At 66.5% G+C, this 16,442-nt stretch carries 13 protein-coding genes; 6 read left to right on the plus strand and 7 right to left on the minus strand.

Features of this window, described 5'->3' with window-relative positions:
• The first annotated feature begins 86 nt into the window (after positions 1 to 86).
• The 4 genes from gcvP to AC07WS_RS18035 all read left to right on the plus strand — a co-directional run bounded on the left by gcvP (position 87) and on the right by AC07WS_RS18035 (position 4,190).
• Positions 87 to 2,981 carry an aminomethyl-transferring glycine dehydrogenase gene (gene gcvP / locus AC07WS_RS18020; RefSeq protein ID WP_494730410.1) on the plus strand — a complete coding sequence of 965 codons (2,895 nt, stop codon included), beginning with the start codon at positions 87 to 89 and terminating at the stop codon, positions 2,979 to 2,981.
• Between the two features lie 192 nt (positions 2,982 to 3,173).
• Positions 3,174 to 3,461 (plus strand): ArsR/SmtB family transcription factor, encoded by a 288-nt coding sequence (locus AC07WS_RS18025; protein WP_494730660.1) that lies wholly within the window; start codon positions 3,174 to 3,176, stop codon positions 3,459 to 3,461.
• Between the two features lie 8 nt (positions 3,462 to 3,469).
• Positions 3,470 to 3,727 (plus strand): hypothetical protein, encoded by a 258-nt coding sequence (locus AC07WS_RS18030; RefSeq protein ID WP_494730411.1) that lies wholly within the window; start codon positions 3,470 to 3,472, stop codon positions 3,725 to 3,727.
• A 73-nt stretch (positions 3,728 to 3,800) separates the two neighbouring features.
• Entirely contained in the window at positions 3,801 to 4,190 is a 390-nt protein-coding gene (locus tag AC07WS_RS18035) for a hypothetical protein (RefSeq protein ID WP_494730412.1), read from the plus strand.
• 5 nt (positions 4,191 to 4,195) lie between these two features.
• On the opposite strand, the gene AC07WS_RS18040 is transcribed toward AC07WS_RS18035, so the two are convergent.
• Positions 4,196 to 5,827, minus strand: a complete 1,632-nt coding sequence (locus AC07WS_RS18040) for a methyl-accepting chemotaxis protein (protein WP_494730413.1) — start codon at positions 5,825 to 5,827, stop codon at positions 4,196 to 4,198.
• A 9-nt stretch (positions 5,828 to 5,836) separates the two neighbouring features.
• On the minus strand, positions 5,837 to 6,274 hold the full coding sequence (locus AC07WS_RS18045) for a cache domain-containing protein (RefSeq protein WP_494730414.1): 438 nt from the start codon (positions 6,272 to 6,274) through the stop codon (positions 5,837 to 5,839).
• 88 nt (positions 6,275 to 6,362) lie between these two features.
• Here AC07WS_RS18045 and AC07WS_RS18050 point away from each other — a divergent pair, with 88 nt between their 5' ends.
• Entirely contained in the window at positions 6,363 to 6,692 is a 330-nt protein-coding gene (locus AC07WS_RS18050) for a hypothetical protein (RefSeq protein ID WP_494730415.1), read from the plus strand.
• Between the two features lie 81 nt (positions 6,693 to 6,773).
• The gene (locus AC07WS_RS18055; RefSeq protein WP_494730416.1) at positions 6,774 to 7,184 is read left to right on the plus strand and encodes a cupin domain-containing protein; all 411 of its coding nucleotides are present in this window, start codon (positions 6,774 to 6,776) and stop codon (positions 7,182 to 7,184) included.
• A gap of 15 nt (positions 7,185 to 7,199) precedes the next feature.
• Here the strand turns inward: AC07WS_RS18055 and AC07WS_RS18060 are convergent, their stop codons facing one another.
• The 5 genes from AC07WS_RS18060 to AC07WS_RS18080 form a co-directional block, all read right to left on the minus strand.
• Positions 7,200 to 8,621 carry a hypothetical protein gene (locus AC07WS_RS18060; RefSeq protein ID WP_494730417.1) on the minus strand — a complete coding sequence of 474 codons (1,422 nt, stop codon included), beginning with the start codon at positions 8,619 to 8,621 and terminating at the stop codon, positions 7,200 to 7,202.
• Entirely contained in the window at positions 8,618 to 9,493 is an 876-nt protein-coding gene (locus AC07WS_RS18065; RefSeq protein WP_494730418.1) for an ABC transporter ATP-binding protein, read from the minus strand. The genes AC07WS_RS18060 and AC07WS_RS18065 overlap by 4 nt, the downstream gene beginning before the upstream one ends.
• Positions 9,490 to 9,888: a GntR family transcriptional regulator gene (locus tag AC07WS_RS18070; RefSeq protein WP_494730419.1), complete on the minus strand. Its 399-nt coding sequence runs from the start codon at positions 9,886 to 9,888 to the stop codon at positions 9,490 to 9,492. Before AC07WS_RS18070 ends, AC07WS_RS18065 begins: the two co-directional genes overlap by 4 nt.
• A 117-nt stretch (positions 9,889 to 10,005) precedes the next feature.
• On the minus strand, positions 10,006 to 11,673 hold the full coding sequence (locus tag AC07WS_RS18075; protein WP_494730420.1) for a peptide chain release factor 3: 1,668 nt from the start codon (positions 11,671 to 11,673) through the stop codon (positions 10,006 to 10,008).
• 81 nt (positions 11,674 to 11,754) lie between these two features.
• Positions 11,755 to 16,425: a PilC/PilY family type IV pilus protein gene (locus AC07WS_RS18080; RefSeq protein ID WP_494730421.1), complete on the minus strand. Its 4,671-nt coding sequence runs from the start codon at positions 16,423 to 16,425 to the stop codon at positions 11,755 to 11,757.
• Positions 16,426 to 16,442: the final 17 nt, after the last annotated feature.

The following is a 16,442-nucleotide window of genomic DNA, read 5'->3' on the forward strand; positions in this document are numbered from 1 at the left end:
AGCAGCACGCTGGCCCTTTGCGTTTTCGCCCATCTTTGCCCGCGCGCCGCGCCGGCAATCCGCATCCTTATTGGCCCTGACAAATCATGACCCGCACCAGCCTGACCCAACTCGAAGCCCGCGACGCCTTCATCGCCCGCCACATCGGCCCTGACGCCGCAGAACAGGAAGCCATGCTGTCGGTACTCGGCTACGCCTCGCGCGCAGCCCTGATCGACGCCCTGGTCCCCGCCAACATCCGCAACAAAGGCGCCCTGCCGCTGGGCGCGTACGCGCAGCCGATGCCGGAACAGGAAGCGCTGTCCAAGCTGAAGAAAATCGCCTCCAAGAACAAGGTGCTCAAGTCGCTGATCGGCCAGGGCTACTACAACGCCGTCACGCCTGGCGTGGTGCTGCGTAACATCTTCGAAAACCCGGCCTGGTACACCGCCTACACCCCGTACCAGCCGGAGATCTCGCAAGGCCGCCTGGAAGCGATCCTGAACTTCCAGCAGACCATCACCGACCTGACCGGCATGGGCATCGCCAACGCGTCGATGCTGGACGAAGGCACTGCCGCCGCCGAAGCGATGACGCTGATCCAGCGCGTGGGCAAGTCGAAGTCGAACGTGTTCTACGTGGCCGACGACGTGCTGCCGCAGACCCGCGAAGTGGTCGAGACCCGCGCCAAGCCGCTGGGCATCGAGGTGAAGACCTTCCACCCGGCCGAACTGGCCGCCGTGGGCGACTGCTTCGGCGTGCTGCTGCAGTACCCAGGCGTGAACGGCGTGGTGCGCGACTACAAGGCCGGCGTTGAAGCCATCAAGGCCAAGGGCGCGATGGTGGTGGTCGCCGCCGACCTGCTGGCGCTGACCATGCTCACGCCTCCGGGCGAATGGGGCGCGGACGTGGTGGTCGGTAACAGCCAGCGCTTCGGCGTGCCGCTGGGCTTCGGCGGCCCGCACGCGGGCTACCTGTCGACCCGCGACGAATTCAAGCGCAGCATGTCGGGCCGCCTGGTCGGCGTCACCATCGACGCCCAGGGCAACAAGGCCTACCGCCTGGCGCTGCAAACCCGCGAGCAGCACATCCGCCGCGAAAAAGCCACCTCCAACATCTGCACCGCGCAGGTGCTGCTGGCGGTGATGGCGTCGATGTACGCCGTCTACCACGGCCCGAAAGGCCTGCTGCAAATCGCCCAGCGCGTGCACCGCTACACCGGCGTGCTGGCCGCCAACCTGAAGACGCTGGGCTACACCGTCACCAACGACACCTTCTTCGACACGCTGACCGTGGCCGTCAAGAGCGCCGAGCAGCTGCACGCGTCGGCCCACTCGCACGGCGTGAACCTGCGCGTGATCGACGCCACCCACGTCGGCGTGTCGCTGGACGAGACCACCAGCCGCGAAGACATCGCGCTGCTGTGGACCGTGTTCGCCCACCCTGTCGGCGGCCCGGCCCACGGCCCGGACTTCGACACCGTGGAAGCGGCGGTCGCGCTGTCGTTCCCGGCATCGCTGTCGCGTACCAGCGACTACCTGACCCACCCGGTCTTCAACCGCTACCACTCCGAAACCGAAATGCTGCGCTACCTGCGCAGCCTGGCGGACAAGGATCTGGCGCTGGACCGCACCATGATCCCGCTGGGTTCGTGCACCATGAAGCTGAACGCGACGTCCGAGATGATCCCGGTCACCTGGCCCGAGTTCTCGAACATCCACCCGTTCGCGCCGGACGCGCAGACGGTCGGCTACCGCGAGATGATCTCGCAGCTGGAAGAGATGCTGTGCGCGCTGACCGGCTACGCCGCCGTGTCGCTGCAGCCTAACGCCGGTTCGCAGGGCGAGTACGCCGGTCTGCTGGTGATCAAGGCCTACCACGAGTCGCGCGGCGAAGGCCACCGCAACATCTGCCTGATCCCGTCGTCGGCGCACGGCACCAACCCGGCGTCGGCCAATATGGTCGGCATGCAGGTGGTGGTCACCGCCTGCGACGCCAGCGGCAACGTCGACCTGGCCGACCTGAAGGCCAAGGCCGAACTGCACTCGAAGAACCTGGCCTGCGTGATGGTGACCTACCCATCGACCCACGGCGTGTTCGAGGAAGGCATCCAGGAACTGTGCGAGATCGTCCATGGCCACGGCGGCCAGGTCTACATCGACGGCGCCAACATGAACGCGCTGGTCGGCGTGGCGGCTCCTGGCTCGTTCGGCGGCGACGTCTCGCACCTGAACCTGCACAAGACCTTCTGCATTCCCCACGGCGGTGGCGGCCCAGGCGTCGGCCCGATCGGCGTAGGCGCGCACCTGGCCAAGTTCCTGCCCAACCAGCGTTCGAACGGCTACATCCGCGACAACGCCGGCATCGGTTCGGTCAGCGCCGCGCCGTTCGGTTCGGCCAGCATCCTGCCGATTTCGTGGATGTACATCGCGATGATGGGCGCGGAAGGCCTGACCGCCGCCACCGAGACCGCGATCCTGAACGCCAACTACATCGCGCGCCGTCTGTCGCCGCACTTCCCTGTGCTGTACTCGGGCCACGACGGCCTGGTGGCGCACGAGTGCATCATCGACCTGCGTCCGCTGCAGGATGCCACCGGCATCAGCAACGAGGACGTGGCCAAGCGCCTGATGGACTTCGGCTTCCACGCGCCGACCATGAGCTTCCCGGTTCCGGGCACGCTGATGATCGAGCCGACCGAGAGCGAATCGAAGGCCGAGATGGACCGCTTCATCGACGCGATGATCGCCATCCGCGGCGAGATCGCCAAGGTCGAAAGCGGCGAGTTCGACAAGCTGGACAACCCGCTCAAGTTCGCGCCGCACACCGCCGAGGTGCTGACCGCCGACAAGTGGGAGCGCAAGTACAGCCGCGAAGTGGCGGCCTATCCTGTGCCGTCGCTGCGCAAGCAGAAGTACTGGCCGCCGGTCGGCCGCGCCGACAACGTCTACGGCGACCGCAACCTGTTCTGCGGCTGCGCGCCGATGAGCGACTACGAGTAATGAACGGGTAAATGAGGGGATGCGCGGTTCGCCGCGCCATCCGCACGACGCAGGCGGGCCTTAGTGCCCGGCCTGCGTTTTTTTATGCCCGCCAAATTTTTATCATATGTGGTTGACTCCTTTTCACATGTCAGATATTCTTTACACATGAAATCGAAAACGCCAACTCCTAGCGGGGACCAATTGCTGAGCATGCTTGCGGCGCTGTCCAATCCGCACCGCTTGCGCATCGTTGCGACGCTGCAGTCGGGCGGCCGCAATTATGTGAGCCAGCTGGCGCGCGAGCTGGGCATCAGCCGGCCCTTGCTGCATCTGCATTTGCAAAAGCTGGAGGATGCGGGCCTGGTCGTCAGCCAGATGGAGCTGTCGCAGGACGGCAAGGCGCTGAACTATTTTGACGTTAGCAATTTCGACTTCGAGCTGACACCGGCCTTGATTGCCGAGGCGGTCAAGTCGTTGTCCACCAACCCTGAACAATAGAGGCAATTATGGCTGAGCATGTATATCTTTTGACGATAGGCCTGCCGCTGCTGGCCATCGTGGTCATCGCGGCGATGCGGCATTTTTCCGCGATCCAGCAGGCCAAGCTGCGGTTCTCCCATGAGGAAGCGTACCGCGTGATCGCCGAGAAGGCCGTCGCGGCGCATGCAGAGGCCGCCGCAGCGCTCACCTCCATCGACACCTCGCTGGCGGACCTGAAGGCGCGCGTATCGGCAATCGAGAAGATTTTGAAGGAAGTCGAGTAAACCCACCAGCACCACCACCAGGAGCCACAAAATGAACGAAGTTTCACTAGTACGTCTGTATATGCTGAGAGCTGTGTATCTGATTATCGCTGTGGGACTGGGCCTGGTGGTATGGCCTGGCGTGCTCCATCACGACAAGCCGTGGAGCCTGATGGGAGGCGTGGTCAATTGCATGCTGGCGGCGTTCGGCCTGTTATGCGCACTGGGCGTGCGCTATCCCCTGCAGATGCTGCCGGTGCTGCTGTGGGAGCTGACGTGGAAAATCATCTGGATGCTGGTGGTCGTCTTGCCGGCGTGGCGTACCGGCACGCTGGACGAGGGGACGATGGAAATCCTGGTGCAGTGCACGGTGGTGATCATCATCCCGATCGCCATGCCCTGGGGTTACGTCTTCAAAAAATACCTGCAACAATCCAGCGACCGCTGGTCCCGCGCAAATCCGGCCAGCCGCCAGGGCGCCTGAACGCATCAATTGCGCACCGACGCCAGGCGCAGGCGGACTACGCGGGGCGTGCCGGCGGGGAGTTTGGATGGCGGCGGCTCCATCCCCTCGTCCAGTTTGAACATCGCCACCGCCTCCGATAAATTGATCGCCTGGCGCTGCAAGCTCGATGCCGCGCTGGCGGCCTGCTCGACCAGCGCCAGCTTCTGCTGCGTCACCTGATCCATCTCGACGATCGCCTGGTGCATGCCCTGCAGCCCCTGCGCCTGCACCACGCTGGCGGCGCTGACCTGGTCGATGATATCACCCACCTGCTGCACCGACGCCACAATCTCCGCCATGCTGCTGCCGGCTTCCTCGACCGAGCGGCTGCCGCCCTCGATCTCTGCCACCGACTCGGCGATCAGCTGCTTGATCTCCTGCGCCGCCGTGGCCGAGCGCTGCGCCAGCGTGCGCACTTCGCCCGCCACCACCGCGAAGCCCTCGCCATGCGCGCCCGCGCGCGCCGCCTCCACCGCCGCGTTCAAGGCCAGCAGATTGGTCTGGAAGGCGATGCCGTCGATGACGCCGACGATCTCCACCACCTTGCGCGAGCTGCCGCGGATCGCCGCCATCGTCACCACCAGCCGCTGCACCACGCTGCCGCCGCGCACCGCGAAGTTGGTGGCGCAGCGCGCCAGCTGGTTGGCCAGCTGCGCGTTGTTGGCGGTCTGCGTGACGGTGTCGCTGAGCTCTTTCATCGAGCTGCTGGCCTCTTCCAGTGTGGACGCCTGGGCCTCGGTGCGCTGCGTCAGGTCGACATTGCCCTGCGCGATCTCGCGCGAGGCCGTGTCGATCGACTGCGCCGACGCCAGGATGGTCTTCAACGTGGTGTTCAGGTTGCGGATGCTGGTGTCAAGCGCGCGCGAGGTCTCGGCGATTTCGTCCTTGCCGTAGACCCGGCTCTTCACCGTCAGGTTGCCCTCGGCCAGATCGATCGCGGCGGCGCCGATCTCGCTCACCTCCTTCAGCATCGCCCGCCGCACCAGCATCGTCACCAGCAGCGACAGCGCGATCGACAGCAACACCACGACCGGCATCGCGGTCGCCAGCGTCTTGAACTCGGCCTCGGCGTCGTTGTAGGCGCGCGCGCTGAGCGCCGCCTCCAGCCGCGACAGCTCATCGAGCCGGCGTGCCACCACATCGAACGCCCGCTCCGCCTTCGACATGGCGTTGGTCGCCATCGACTGGTCGACCATGCTCAATTCGATCACGTCGCCGATCGCCTTCACGTACAGCGCGTGCGCCGCCTGCGACTGGGCGACGAAGCGGCGTTCGGCGGGATCGCCCTGGGTGGCGATCTCCAGCTGGGCGTACTGGCGGTCCAGCGCGGCGTGGCGGGCATGGATGTCGCGCACCAGCGCGTCGATGCGGGCCGGCGAGAAGCTGGCGTTGATCCAGGTGAGCAGCTGGTAGATTTCGGAGTGCGCGCGGTTGGCGCTGGCCACCAGGTCGGCCGCTGCCTTGAGCCGCACGGCGCGCTGCTGCACCATGTCCTCCAGCAGGTGGTTCTGCCGCACCAGTCCGGCGAAGGCGCCGGCCGACAGCACGATCAGCAGGATCAGCACCACGCCTGGCGCCAGCAGCAGCTTGGGCCCTATTCGCAGTTTGCTGAGCATGTCGGCGGCTCAGCGTTTGTAGATGCCGGCTTCCAGCGTCACATCCTCCACCCGCAGCACGTAGGTGCTCTTGGATTCGACCTTGCCGGTCTGCGGATTGCGGAACTTGTAGTCGACCCAGCCGGAACCCTTGCCTTTGGCCAGCGCCAGCATCTCCTGGCGGAAGGGCTTGCCATCGGCGTCCGGCACTTCCAGCAGGTTCTTGCCGATCAGCGCGTTGGTCGGGTGGGCGATGGTGATGCCGTTCAGGTCGCGCATCGCCAGGTACAGCGTGCCCTGGTTGAATTCCGGGTCCTTGCGGTTGATACGGGCGATCATCTCGGCCTTGCCGTGCGCGCGCACGAATTGCGCGCCCTTCTCGGCCAAGGCGACCGCGTCTTTTTCGTTGGGGGCGGCGTGCACGCACACAGAGCACAGCAACAGGGCGATACCGAATATAGCGCGCATGATTCTCTCCTGCATGTAAGATGTTGTACTCTAAGCCGCTTGCGGCTGCGCAATCTTGCGTTTAGTCAAATTCCACCACTGGAGCATCATGAAAGCATCGATCAAGGCCGCCCTGATCTCGGCGTTGCTGTTTCCCGGCCTGGGCCACCTGGTGCTGCGGCGCGGCGCGCGCGGCCTGCTGTTCATCGTGCCGACGCTGCTGGCCGGCGGCTACCTGCTGCGCGCCACGCTGGCCGTGGCAGCCACGCTGATCGATGAAGCCAGCAGCGGCAAGCTGCCGCTCGATCCGGTGCTGGTGCTGGAGCGCGTACACAGCTCCGGCATCGACAATCCGGTCACCAATGGCGCGGTGCTGGTCTGCATGGTCTGCTGGATCGGTTCGGTGGCCGACGCGCTGTGGCTGGGGCGCCACCAATAACGGCATACAGCGCGGCGCGCAGCGGCGTACAATCGGCTGGCGGCCCTCGCCCGCCTCGCACCTCAACTGAAAGGAAGAGCCATGCCACTCCGCCTGCCCGCCCGCCATGTCCTGACCGCCATCGCCGCCCTGCTGCTTGCCGCCACGGCCGGCTCCGCGCACGCCCAGGCCTCCGCCCTTCACCGCACCATGGTCACCAAGGCCGACGTCTCGGTGCCGGGCCGCGAGGCGGTGGTCGCCAGGGTCGAGGTGGACGTGGGCGGCGTCGCCGGCCGCCATTCGCATCCGGGCGACGAGATCAGCTACGTGCTGCAGGGCGAAGGCGAATTGCGCATCGATGGCGAGGATCCGCGCCGGGTCAAGGCCGGCGAAGCGTTCGTGATCCCGGCCGGCGTCGTCCACGACGCGCTCAACGTCGGCACGGTGCCGCTCAAGCTGGTCGGCGTGTATGTGGTCGACAAGGGCAAGCCGTTGGCCACGCCGGCCAAGTAGCGGCGCGGCTCAGGCTCAGCCCAGCAGGCGCCCGGCCGGCAGCACTGCGGGCAACGCCATCAATCGCCGCCAACGCCAGCCCAGCGCCAGCAAGGATGCCAGCGCGATGGCCGCGGCGGCCGAGAACAAGGGGAACGCCGGCACCGTGCGCTCGATGCCCAGCACGATCAGATAAGTCATCGTCGCCAGGAAGGTCGTCACCAGCAAGGCGGTCTGGTTCGACGACGCCTGCATCGTCGCGTAATTGCGCAGCAGCGTGCAGGAAAGCGGCAGCAGCAGCGCGGACAGCAGACAGGTCGACGCGTACAGCCGCAGCCCGCCCAGCATCAGCATATCGAAGAGGGCCGCGCACACGGCTGCCGCCAGCCACACCCGCATGAATCGCTTCAGCAACGCGGCCCCCAGCACGCGATTGAGCTGCGCGGCAGCCGGAGCGCCTGGTGTCAGCAAATACAAGGCCTGTTCGGCGCCGTGCCGGGCTGCGCCCTTCTGCAGTTCCGTCGCGTACAGCACCACCGCGTACAACACGCACGCCTGCATCAGCAAGTTGCGCATCATCAGCCGCAGCGACTCCACGTCGCCGCTTGTGCTCCACACCACCGCCACCGCCAGCGCGATCAGCAGCACATAGGCATAGGAGCTGCCCGCGTGGGCGGACGGCCCAAGACTATGCAGCAGCATGTCGCCTTGCGCCGCGCCGCCACGGGTGTCGCGCCGCAGCGCCGCGCGGTAGCCAGGCCGCAGGCACATGCTCCAGCGGTTCCAGCGGGATGCCCCGCCCTGCTTGAGCGTGCCGCCGCGCAGCCAGACCGCATGGCGCGCATGCCAGCTCCAGTGCTTGTCGCCGCCGCGCGGGAATGCAGCGCGCAGCGCGAACCCGCACGACAGCGCCGCGGCGATCAAGCCGATACCGGTCAGCGCCGGTTCGCCCAGCCAGCGTATCGATTCCCACAGCGCGTGCAAAGGCGCCTTGAGTACCGAGACCGATGCAAGGATCAGTATCGACGGCAGCAACGCCACCAAGGCGTAGCGCTGCGCGTACAGCATGAAGCAGAAGAAGAAGCCGGCGCCCGCCAGCGCATAGCCGAAATGTCCGAACACCGCCGCGGCCAGCGTGGCGACCAGCAGCCCCACGGCCGTTTGCAGCGCCAGCGTCAACACGATCAGGCGGCGGCGTAGCTGTGGCACCAGGCAGGCGTAGGCCGGCTGGTTTTGCTGGACGGCGCTCTTCAGCAGCGCACCGCCCCAAGCCAGGATCAGGAATGCCGCCGCGCCGGCCGACACCGACCAGCCCATATCCGGACGTTCGACGTAGCGCGCAAACACCAGCGCCGCCACCGCCACCAGCAGAAACAGCCCGCTGACGCGCACCAGCGTGCGGCTCGCGCAACGGTCGCGCACCACCTGCAGCAGCAATTGCGAGTAGGCCGCGTTCATTTGGTCACCTCGACGAACAGGTCTTCCAGGCTCAGTGTCTCCACCCGCAGGTCCGGGCCGGCGCGCAGGTCGGCCGCCTCCTGTCCGCTCAGCCGCGCCACGATGCTGACGCCGCCGCTGCGGTCCTGCTGGCGGCGGATCTCGTCGCGCAGCTGCAGGCGCGCCAGCGCCGCCGCCGTGCCGGTGATGCGGTGCGCGCTTTCCAGCAGCTCGTCCAACGGCGCCTGCAGCGTGATCTTGCCGCCCTGGAGGAAGGCCACGTCCAGCGCCACCCGCTCCAGGTCCGACAGGATGTGGGTGGAGAAGATCACCGTGGTGTCGCGCTCGATCACACCGTCCACCAGCTCGTGCAGGAAGTCGCGGCGGCCGACCGGATCGAGACTGGCCACCGGCTCGTCCAGCACCAGCAGTTGCGGGTCGTGCGCCAGCGCGCGGATGATCGACAGGCGCTGCTTCTCGCCGCCGGACAGGCGGCCGATCTGCTTGTGGCGCGCCTCGCCGGCGAAGCCCCAGCGCTCCAGCAGGCCGTCCACCTTGGCGGCGTTCCAGCGCGGGTACAGGGCCTTGAAGTAGTCCAGCATCTGCATGGGCGTGAGCCACTCGAACAGGTCCGACTTCTGCGGCACGTAGCCGATCCTGGCGCGCACCGCGTCGCCCAGCTGGGTGGACGGCTGGCCGAACAGGGTGCTGGCGCCGTCGTCGGCTTCGCGCAGGCCGAGCAGGCATTCGAGCAGCGTCGATTTGCCAGCGCCATTGCGGCCCAGCAGGCCGACCACCTGGCCGGGCGCGATGTCCCAGTTCACGCCCTGCAGCACCTGCTGGCCGCCGAACGATTTATGCAGGTTGGCGACATTGACGACGGATGATTTCATAGCGCTTCCTTCAGGATTTTATTGAACAGGGCAAGTACGGCATCGGGATCGAGTTCCAGCTGGCGCGCCTCCTCGGCGGCCCGCTCCAGCGTGGGCCGCAGCAGCGCCTCGCGTTCGCGGATGTTGTGGGCATGCGCCCTGCGCTCGGCCACCAGCATGCCGATGCCGCGGCTGCGCGTGAGCAGGCCCTCGGTCTCCATCATGTTGTAGGCCTTGGAGACGGTCATGGGATTGACGGCCAGCGCCAGCGCGACCTCGCGCACGGACGGCAGCACGTCGCCCGGCGCCAGCACGCGGGCGGCCAGCAGGCGGCGGGTCTGCTCGATCAGCTGGCGGTAGATCGGTTCGGGCGAACCGGTCGCGATCGAGTACAGGGTGGCGGTATGGGAGGTCATCGCTTCGTATTGGTGTATTAGTTGACTAATACATTATGCCGAAAAGCGCCCGCTGTCAAACAAAATCGAAAGGAAAAAAAACGCCGGTGCAGGACGCACCGGCGGCATGGGGACTGCTTACACCAGCTTGGCCGAGTGCTCGCGGGTGGCGTGGAACTGCAGCTTGGGCCAGCGCTCCTGCGTCAGGCGCAGGTTGACGCTGGACGTGGCCAGGTAGGCCAGGTTGCCGGCGGCGTCGTAGGCGACGTTGTGGCCCAGCGCATCCTCGAAGTCCGACAGCGCTTTCTTGTCGTCGCTGGAGACCCAGCGCGCGCTGCTGATGCTGGTGCCCTCGAACACGGCGTCGACGCCGTACTCGTTCATCAAACGGCTGGCGACCACTTCGAACTGCAGCACGCCGACCGCGCCCAGTACCAGCTCGCCGCCCTGTACCGGTTTGAAGACCTGCACCGCGCCCTCCTCGCCCAGCTGCTGCAAGCCCTTGTGCAGCTGCTTGATCTTCAGCGGATTGCGGATGCGCACCGAGCGGAAGAAGTCCGGCGCGAAGTACGGTATGCCGGTGAAGGTCAGCATCTCGCCCTCGGAGAAGGAATCGCCGATCTGCATGTTGCCGTGGTTGGGCAGGCCGATGATGTCGCCGGCGTAGGCCTCCTCCACCTGCTCGCGCGAGGACGCCATGAACGTCACCACCGACGACACCTTGATCTCGCGCCCCAGGCGCAAATGCTTGACCTTCATGCCGCGCTCAAAACGGCCGGAGCACACGCGCAGGAAGGCGATGCGGTCACGGTGGGCCGGGTCCATATTGGCCTGGATCTTGAACACGAAGCCGGTGAACGGCTCTTCGGTCGGATCGACCGAACGCACGGTGGCGTCGCGCTCGCGCGGGGCCGGAGCCCAGTCCACCAGCGCCGACAGGATCTCACGCACGCCGAAGTTGTTGATCGCGGAGCCGAAGAACACCGGCGTCTGCACGCCGGCCAGGAACTGCTCCAGGTCGAACGGATGCGAGGCGCCGTGCACCAGCTCCACTTCCATCTTCAGCTGGTCCATCTCCAGCGGGAACATCTCCATCAGGCGCGGATTGTCGATGCCCTTGATGATCTCGAAGGCGCCGTCGGCCTTTTCCTCGCCGGCCTTGAACAGCATGATGGTGTCGTTGAGCAGGTGGTACACGCCGCGGAAGTTCTTGCCCATGCCGATAGGCCAGGTCACCGGCGCGCACTGGATCTTCAGCACCGATTCCAGTTCGTCCAGCAGCTCGAGCGGATCGCGGGTCTCGCGGTCCATCTTGTTCATGAAGGTGACGATCGGCGTGTTGCGCATGCGGCAGACGTCGAGCAGCTTGATGGTCTGCGCCTCCACGCCCTTGGCGGCGTCGATCACCATCAGCGCCGAGTCGACCGCCGTCAGCACGCGGTAGGTGTCTTCCGAGAAGTCCTGGTGGCCCGGGGTGTCGAGCAGGTTGACCACGTGGTCGCGGAACTCGAACTGCATCACCGAGGAGGCGACCGAAATGCCGCGCTGCTTCTCGATTTCCATCCAGTCGGAGGTCGCGTGGCGGCCGCTCTTGCGCGCCTTGACCGTGCCGGCCATCTGGATCGCGCCCGAGAACAGCAGCAGTTTTTCCGTCAGCGTGGTCTTGCCGGCGTCGGGGTGGGAAATGATGCCGAAGGTGCGGCGGCGCTGGACTTCGCGCGCAATCAGCGCTGGCGTGCGGGCGCTGGCCGTGGCCGGGGCGTCGTCGTTATTCTCGGGTGTTGCGTTTTCGATATCGTTGACCATTTGTTCGCGATCTGAGGCGGGGCTGCAAAACCCTCGATTTTACCGATAGTTGGCCCCGCCGTGTGAACTGTTTGCCCCCGCCTACTCCCCTTTCACCCGGCGCCAGCCCGTGCGGTGGGCGTCGACCGAGGTTTGCTCGGACAGCGGCGAGGTCTTGTTGGTGCCGTCAGCCAGCGTGGTGATCATCTTCAGCTGGCCGTTCGGCAGGCGGATGATGATGAAACCGACCGCCGCCGAGGTGTTCGACAAGGTCGCGCCGACCGGATGGGTGCCGATCGCCTGGCCGTTGCAGACGTTGACCTGGTACAGATTGCTGGAGCCGCCCACCGAGCACGACGACGACGAGGTCGGCAGGTTGGTCACCACGTTGGCCACGCCGCTGACGATCTGCGGGTCCAGGTTCATGCGCTCGCCGGCGTTGACCGACCAGTCGAAGTACCAGCCGTCCTTCTGCGTCAGGTCGACCGGGTTGGCGGTGATCTGATAGGTGTTGACGTTGCTGCTGGAGCCCAGCAGGCTCAGCGTCTGCTTCACCATGGTCGAGCCGCGGATGTCGCTGATCAGGGTGCCGCTGTCCTTGAGCAGGTACAGGCTCTGCACCGAGGTGTCGGAGGTGTCCGGCACGTCCAGCAGGCGGCCGGTGCCGAACAGCACCACCCGCACGCCGGCCGTGGTCGTCACCGGCACGCCGTTGACCACGGAACTGACCTGCACCGCGCACATGGTCACGTCCGGGCGCGTGGTGATCGGCTTGGAGGTGCCGGCGTTGCCCATCAGGTTGACGGTGACCGCGCCCGAGGCCGCGCTCAGGTCGAAGCGCCACATCTGGCCCTGGTTGTCGCCGCCGTAGACGTACTGGATGCGCGGGTCGGCGCCCGGATCGTTGCTGATGGCCGAGATCTTGGCCAGGCCGGACGGCGTGGTGGTGTCGCCCGAGTTGTTGCTGATCTTGTTGAGCAGCTCGCCGGTGTAGGCGTCCAGCACGTACAGATAGCCCTTGCCGGTGCCGGTGCCGACGCCGTCGGTGCCGGGCACGTTGTTGTAGCCGGAGGTCAGGAACACCACCCAGCGGCCGTTGGCCAGCGTGCCGAACTGCGGATTGCCGAAGGTCAGGCCGAGGTCGCCGTCGTTGAGCGCGCAGACGGCGGCGTCGGCGCAGAACTCCCACAGCTGCTTGGGATTGGCGGTGTCGGTGATGTCGAGCGCGTAGTAGCCGCGGCCGCCGCCGTTCAGGCCGGCCACCAGCACGGTGCGCCAGCCCGCCGCGCCGGCCTTGACGTCGGCCACCTCGGGCGAGCCGTCGGTGGTGAACTGGTGGTTGGTGCCGTAGGTGGTGCCGGCCAGCGCGTACAGTTTTTTCATCGTGATGCGCGGCACGTAGGCCCACAGCTCGCCGCCGCTGGCCGAGTCGAAGGCGTGCAGCATGCCGTCGTTGGCGGCGGTGAACACGGTGCCGCTGCGGTACTTGGCGCTGCTGGGGTTGCCGTAGGTGTCCTTGAAGACGGCGTAGTCCGGGTCCGGATAATCGTTGCGCGGGTCGCGCACGAAGGCCGGCTTGGACGAGGCGATGTCGCCCAGCACGATGGGGATGGGGCCGGTGGCGCCGGACGGGGTGTTGAGCGTGAGCGTGTAGGCGCGGAACAGGCTGTCGTCGGCGTACTGCTGCTGGCCGCGCAGGTAGTTGACCATGTTGTTGCCGTCGTTGACGATGGCCTTGTCCGACGCCGACAGCAGCACGCATTGCGACAGCGAGGCGCACTTGTTGGCGAACCAGCCGGCGGCCGGCCCGGTCATGTTGGCGAAGCGGAATTCGCTGGGCGTGCTGGCGTTGGCGCCGGCCGTGTTGTACATGTAGATGGTGCGGGTGTCGCTGCTGTTGCCGACCTTCTTGCCCAGCGTGTCGCTGGTGGTCCAGGTGGCGGTGCTGCCGACGCTGCCGGTGGTGCTGTCGATCTTCTTGTCGGACAGTTCGCCGTACCACTTCACGGTGGTGAAGGTGTCGGAGAAGATGTCGTTGTCGGTCAGTGTGATGTTGGGGGTCGAGGTGGCGGCCGCCGCAGCCGCGCCCACGTGCACCTGCATGTTCGACAGCGCCTCGCTCAGGCCGCCCACCACGTCCTTCGGGTCCTGGGCGCTGAAGTATTTGCCGTGGCCGTTGATGGCCGCGTGCCACAGGTCGTCCACCCGCTCCTGCACCGTGCTGGCGCTGTTGGTGACGTCGGGGTCGGGCCAGACGTAGCCGCCGCCGCCGTTCCACGGGCAGCCGCTGCTGGCGGCCGTGATCAGGTTGTAGAAATCGCCGCCGGTCTTGGGCGCGGTGTCGTAGTTCGGCTCATAGGTCATCACGCCGTCCACGCCCAGGCCCAGCGTGTAGGTGTTCATGTGCAGGTGGGTGTTCTCGCCGCCGGCCGCCGGCACCGAGCCGGGCTTGCTCATGTCCGGCTCCAGCGTCGGCCGCAGCGACACCGTGGTGGTGCTGGAGCCGCCGTTGTACCAGTGCAGCGCCACGTCCGAGATCGACGGCTGCGACTGCGCCCGCGTGTCGACGCAGCCGCGCGCCTGGGTGCAGAAGCGCGCCGGGTTCTCGACGTTGTCGTTGTTGACCACGTTGGCGGTGGAGGTGCCGTTCCAGTAGCCGTCGGTGGTCAGTATCATGAAGTTCTGCTGGCACGGGTACTGCACCACTTCCTGCCCGGCCGCGTAGTTGTACGGCGTGAGGTTGGCGAACATGCGGCCGACGTTGTCCATCGCGGTGCGGATCGGCGTCGAACCCGAGGTGGTGGTGTTGTACAGCGTGGTGTACCAGCTGGCGCGGGCGCTGCCGGTGAAGTCGGCCGGCTTGAGGTCGATGGCGCCGCCTATGCCGGCGACCGACAGCCTGACGTAGCCGACCTTGTAGTTGGCGGTGATGGCCGAGAACGCGATGCCGATCGAGGTCTTCATCATTTGCAGCCGGCTCTTGTAGTACACATACCAGTTGGCGAAGTTGTTCATCTCCTCGGCGTAGGTGCAGGTGGTGCCGGCGCAGTCGCTGCGGTCGCTGGCCTTCGGATAGGTCTGGCCGCTGACGATGTTGACCCGCACGAAGGGATTGGGCGCGCCGGAGCCGGCCGACAGCGCCGTGGTGCTGGTCGGGATGGCGTCGTTGACGGCCGCCACGTAGCCGCTGGAACCGGTGCTGGCCCAGGTGACCGAGCCCTGGTTGTCCATCGTGAAGGCGCTGATGGTGGCGCTGTTGTCGGTGGAGGCCCAGTTCAGCAGGCAGACGCTGGTGGCCGTGTAGCCGGCCGGGCAGTTGCTACTGTTGCCCAGGTAAGCCTTGATGGTGCCGCCGGTGCCGATCTTGCCGACCAGCGCGGAGGCGATCTGCGACGGCGACTGGCCCTTGCCCAGGCTCAGGTAGGTCGGCGTGCTGCTGGAGGTGCCGCCCACCAGCGTGCTGCCGGCGTAGCTCAGGTTTTTGAGGATGGCGGTCAGCGACGACGAGGTGGCCGTGCCGGCGAAGGTGACCACCGCCCTGGCCGGCGCGTAGGCCGTCACCACGGTCGACGGCGCGGTCACCGCGATGCCCCAGCCGGCGCGCGAACTGTCCGAGAAGGTCACGCAATTGTTGACGCTGACGCTGCCGGTGCAGCTGACCGGCAGCACCGCCACCACGTTGTCGGAACTGAGCGTGATGCCGAACACGCTGCAGGCCGGCACCGTGGCCTGGCCGGTCGGGGTCTTGACGCAGGCGTAGTACAGGCTGGTGGAGGCGGCGCCCTTGCCCACCGAGGTGGCGATGATGTTGGCGGCCAGCGCGCTGGCCAGCGTCTGCTGCTTGATCAGGCTGTTGGTGCCGGTGGCGGCGGTGACGGCCGCGTTGGTGATGGTGGTGCTGCCGTTGACCACCACGCTGCTGATGCTGAGCGCATTGGCGGTGGCCGAGGCGCCGATGGCGATGGTGCCGTAGGACGCGGTGGCGCCGGCCGGCATCGAATAGGCCGGATAGATGTAGACCCCCACCCGTTTGCCCTGGCATTGGGTGAGCAGCCTGTCGCTGCACCAGCGCACCTTGACCGGCACCGGATAGCCGGCCGGGGCCGACGCGCCGACGGCGGTCGAGACGCAGGTCTTCATGGTCTCGTCGGTGCAGTACTGGCCGACGCCGATGGTGTAGTAGTACGGCCCGGTGGTGATGGCGGTGGCGGTCTGGTAGGTGGCGTCCGGGTAGGTGTAGCTGGCGGTGTTGAACTGGCAGGTGCCGCTGCCGTTGCACCACTTCAGGTCGGGGAAGCCGGTCACCAGGTTGATGTTGGACGACACCGTGTTGCCGAACAGGTCGGCCTTGTGGGCGCCGAAGCCGTCGCCGCTGACCGAGGTCCAGTTGCTGGTGTTGGCGGCGTTTTGCTCGGGATAGTAGCTGCCGTCGGACTTGATCGGCACCAGGTAGCGGATCTTGGGGTTGTAGTACTGCTTGTTGAAATCCGGGCTCATGAACGGCGGATGGCCGACCGCGCAGGCGGTGATGCCGGCCTGCAGGGTGGCGGCGCTGCGGCACAGGTTGTCGTTGACGTAGTCCGGCGTGTAGGTCTGGTCCATCGAGCCGGAGTTATCGAACAGCAGCATCAGATTGGGCTTGACGGTGCCGGTGCCGGTGATGTTGAGCAGCGGCACCTGGGCGATCTGGGTGGTCCCGGCCGCGGCCAGCAGCGGCGTGCACAGGGCCGCGCCGAGGATCAGGCCGGCCAGCGTGGAAGTAGGCTTGTTCATGATGGTTCCATTCGAAA

This window comes from Duganella sp. GW821-FHT01E12 (genome assembly GCF_059422325.1).

Excerpts from the sequence above, each read along its gene's own strand:
- gcvP (WP_494730410.1), top strand. The coding sequence starts at position 87 with ATGACCCGCACCAGCCTGACCCAACTCGAAGCCCGCGACGCCTTCATC.
- AC07WS_RS18025 (WP_494730660.1), top strand. The coding sequence starts at position 3,174 with ATGCTTGCGGCGCTGTCCAATCCGCACCGCTTGCGCATCGTTGCGACG.
- AC07WS_RS18030 (WP_494730411.1), top strand. The coding sequence starts at position 3,470 with ATGGCTGAGCATGTATATCTTTTGACGATAGGCCTGCCGCTGCTGGCC.
- AC07WS_RS18040 (WP_494730413.1), bottom strand. The coding sequence starts at position 5,827 with ATGCTCAGCAAACTGCGAATAGGGCCCAAGCTGCTGCTGGCGCCAGGC.
- AC07WS_RS18045 (WP_494730414.1), bottom strand. The coding sequence starts at position 6,274 with ATGCGCGCTATATTCGGTATCGCCCTGTTGCTGTGCTCTGTGTGCGTG.
- AC07WS_RS18050 (WP_494730415.1), top strand. The coding sequence starts at position 6,363 with ATGAAAGCATCGATCAAGGCCGCCCTGATCTCGGCGTTGCTGTTTCCC.
- AC07WS_RS18055 (WP_494730416.1), top strand. The coding sequence starts at position 6,774 with ATGCCACTCCGCCTGCCCGCCCGCCATGTCCTGACCGCCATCGCCGCC.
- AC07WS_RS18060 (WP_494730417.1), bottom strand. The coding sequence starts at position 8,621 with ATGAACGCGGCCTACTCGCAATTGCTGCTGCAGGTGGTGCGCGACCGT.
- AC07WS_RS18065 (WP_494730418.1), bottom strand. The coding sequence starts at position 9,493 with ATGAAATCATCCGTCGTCAATGTCGCCAACCTGCATAAATCGTTCGGC.
- AC07WS_RS18070 (WP_494730419.1), bottom strand. The coding sequence starts at position 9,888 with ATGACCTCCCATACCGCCACCCTGTACTCGATCGCGACCGGTTCGCCC.
- AC07WS_RS18075 (WP_494730420.1), bottom strand. The coding sequence starts at position 11,673 with ATGGTCAACGATATCGAAAACGCAACACCCGAGAATAACGACGACGCC.
- AC07WS_RS18080 (WP_494730421.1), bottom strand. The coding sequence starts at position 16,425 with ATGAACAAGCCTACTTCCACGCTGGCCGGCCTGATCCTCGGCGCGGCC.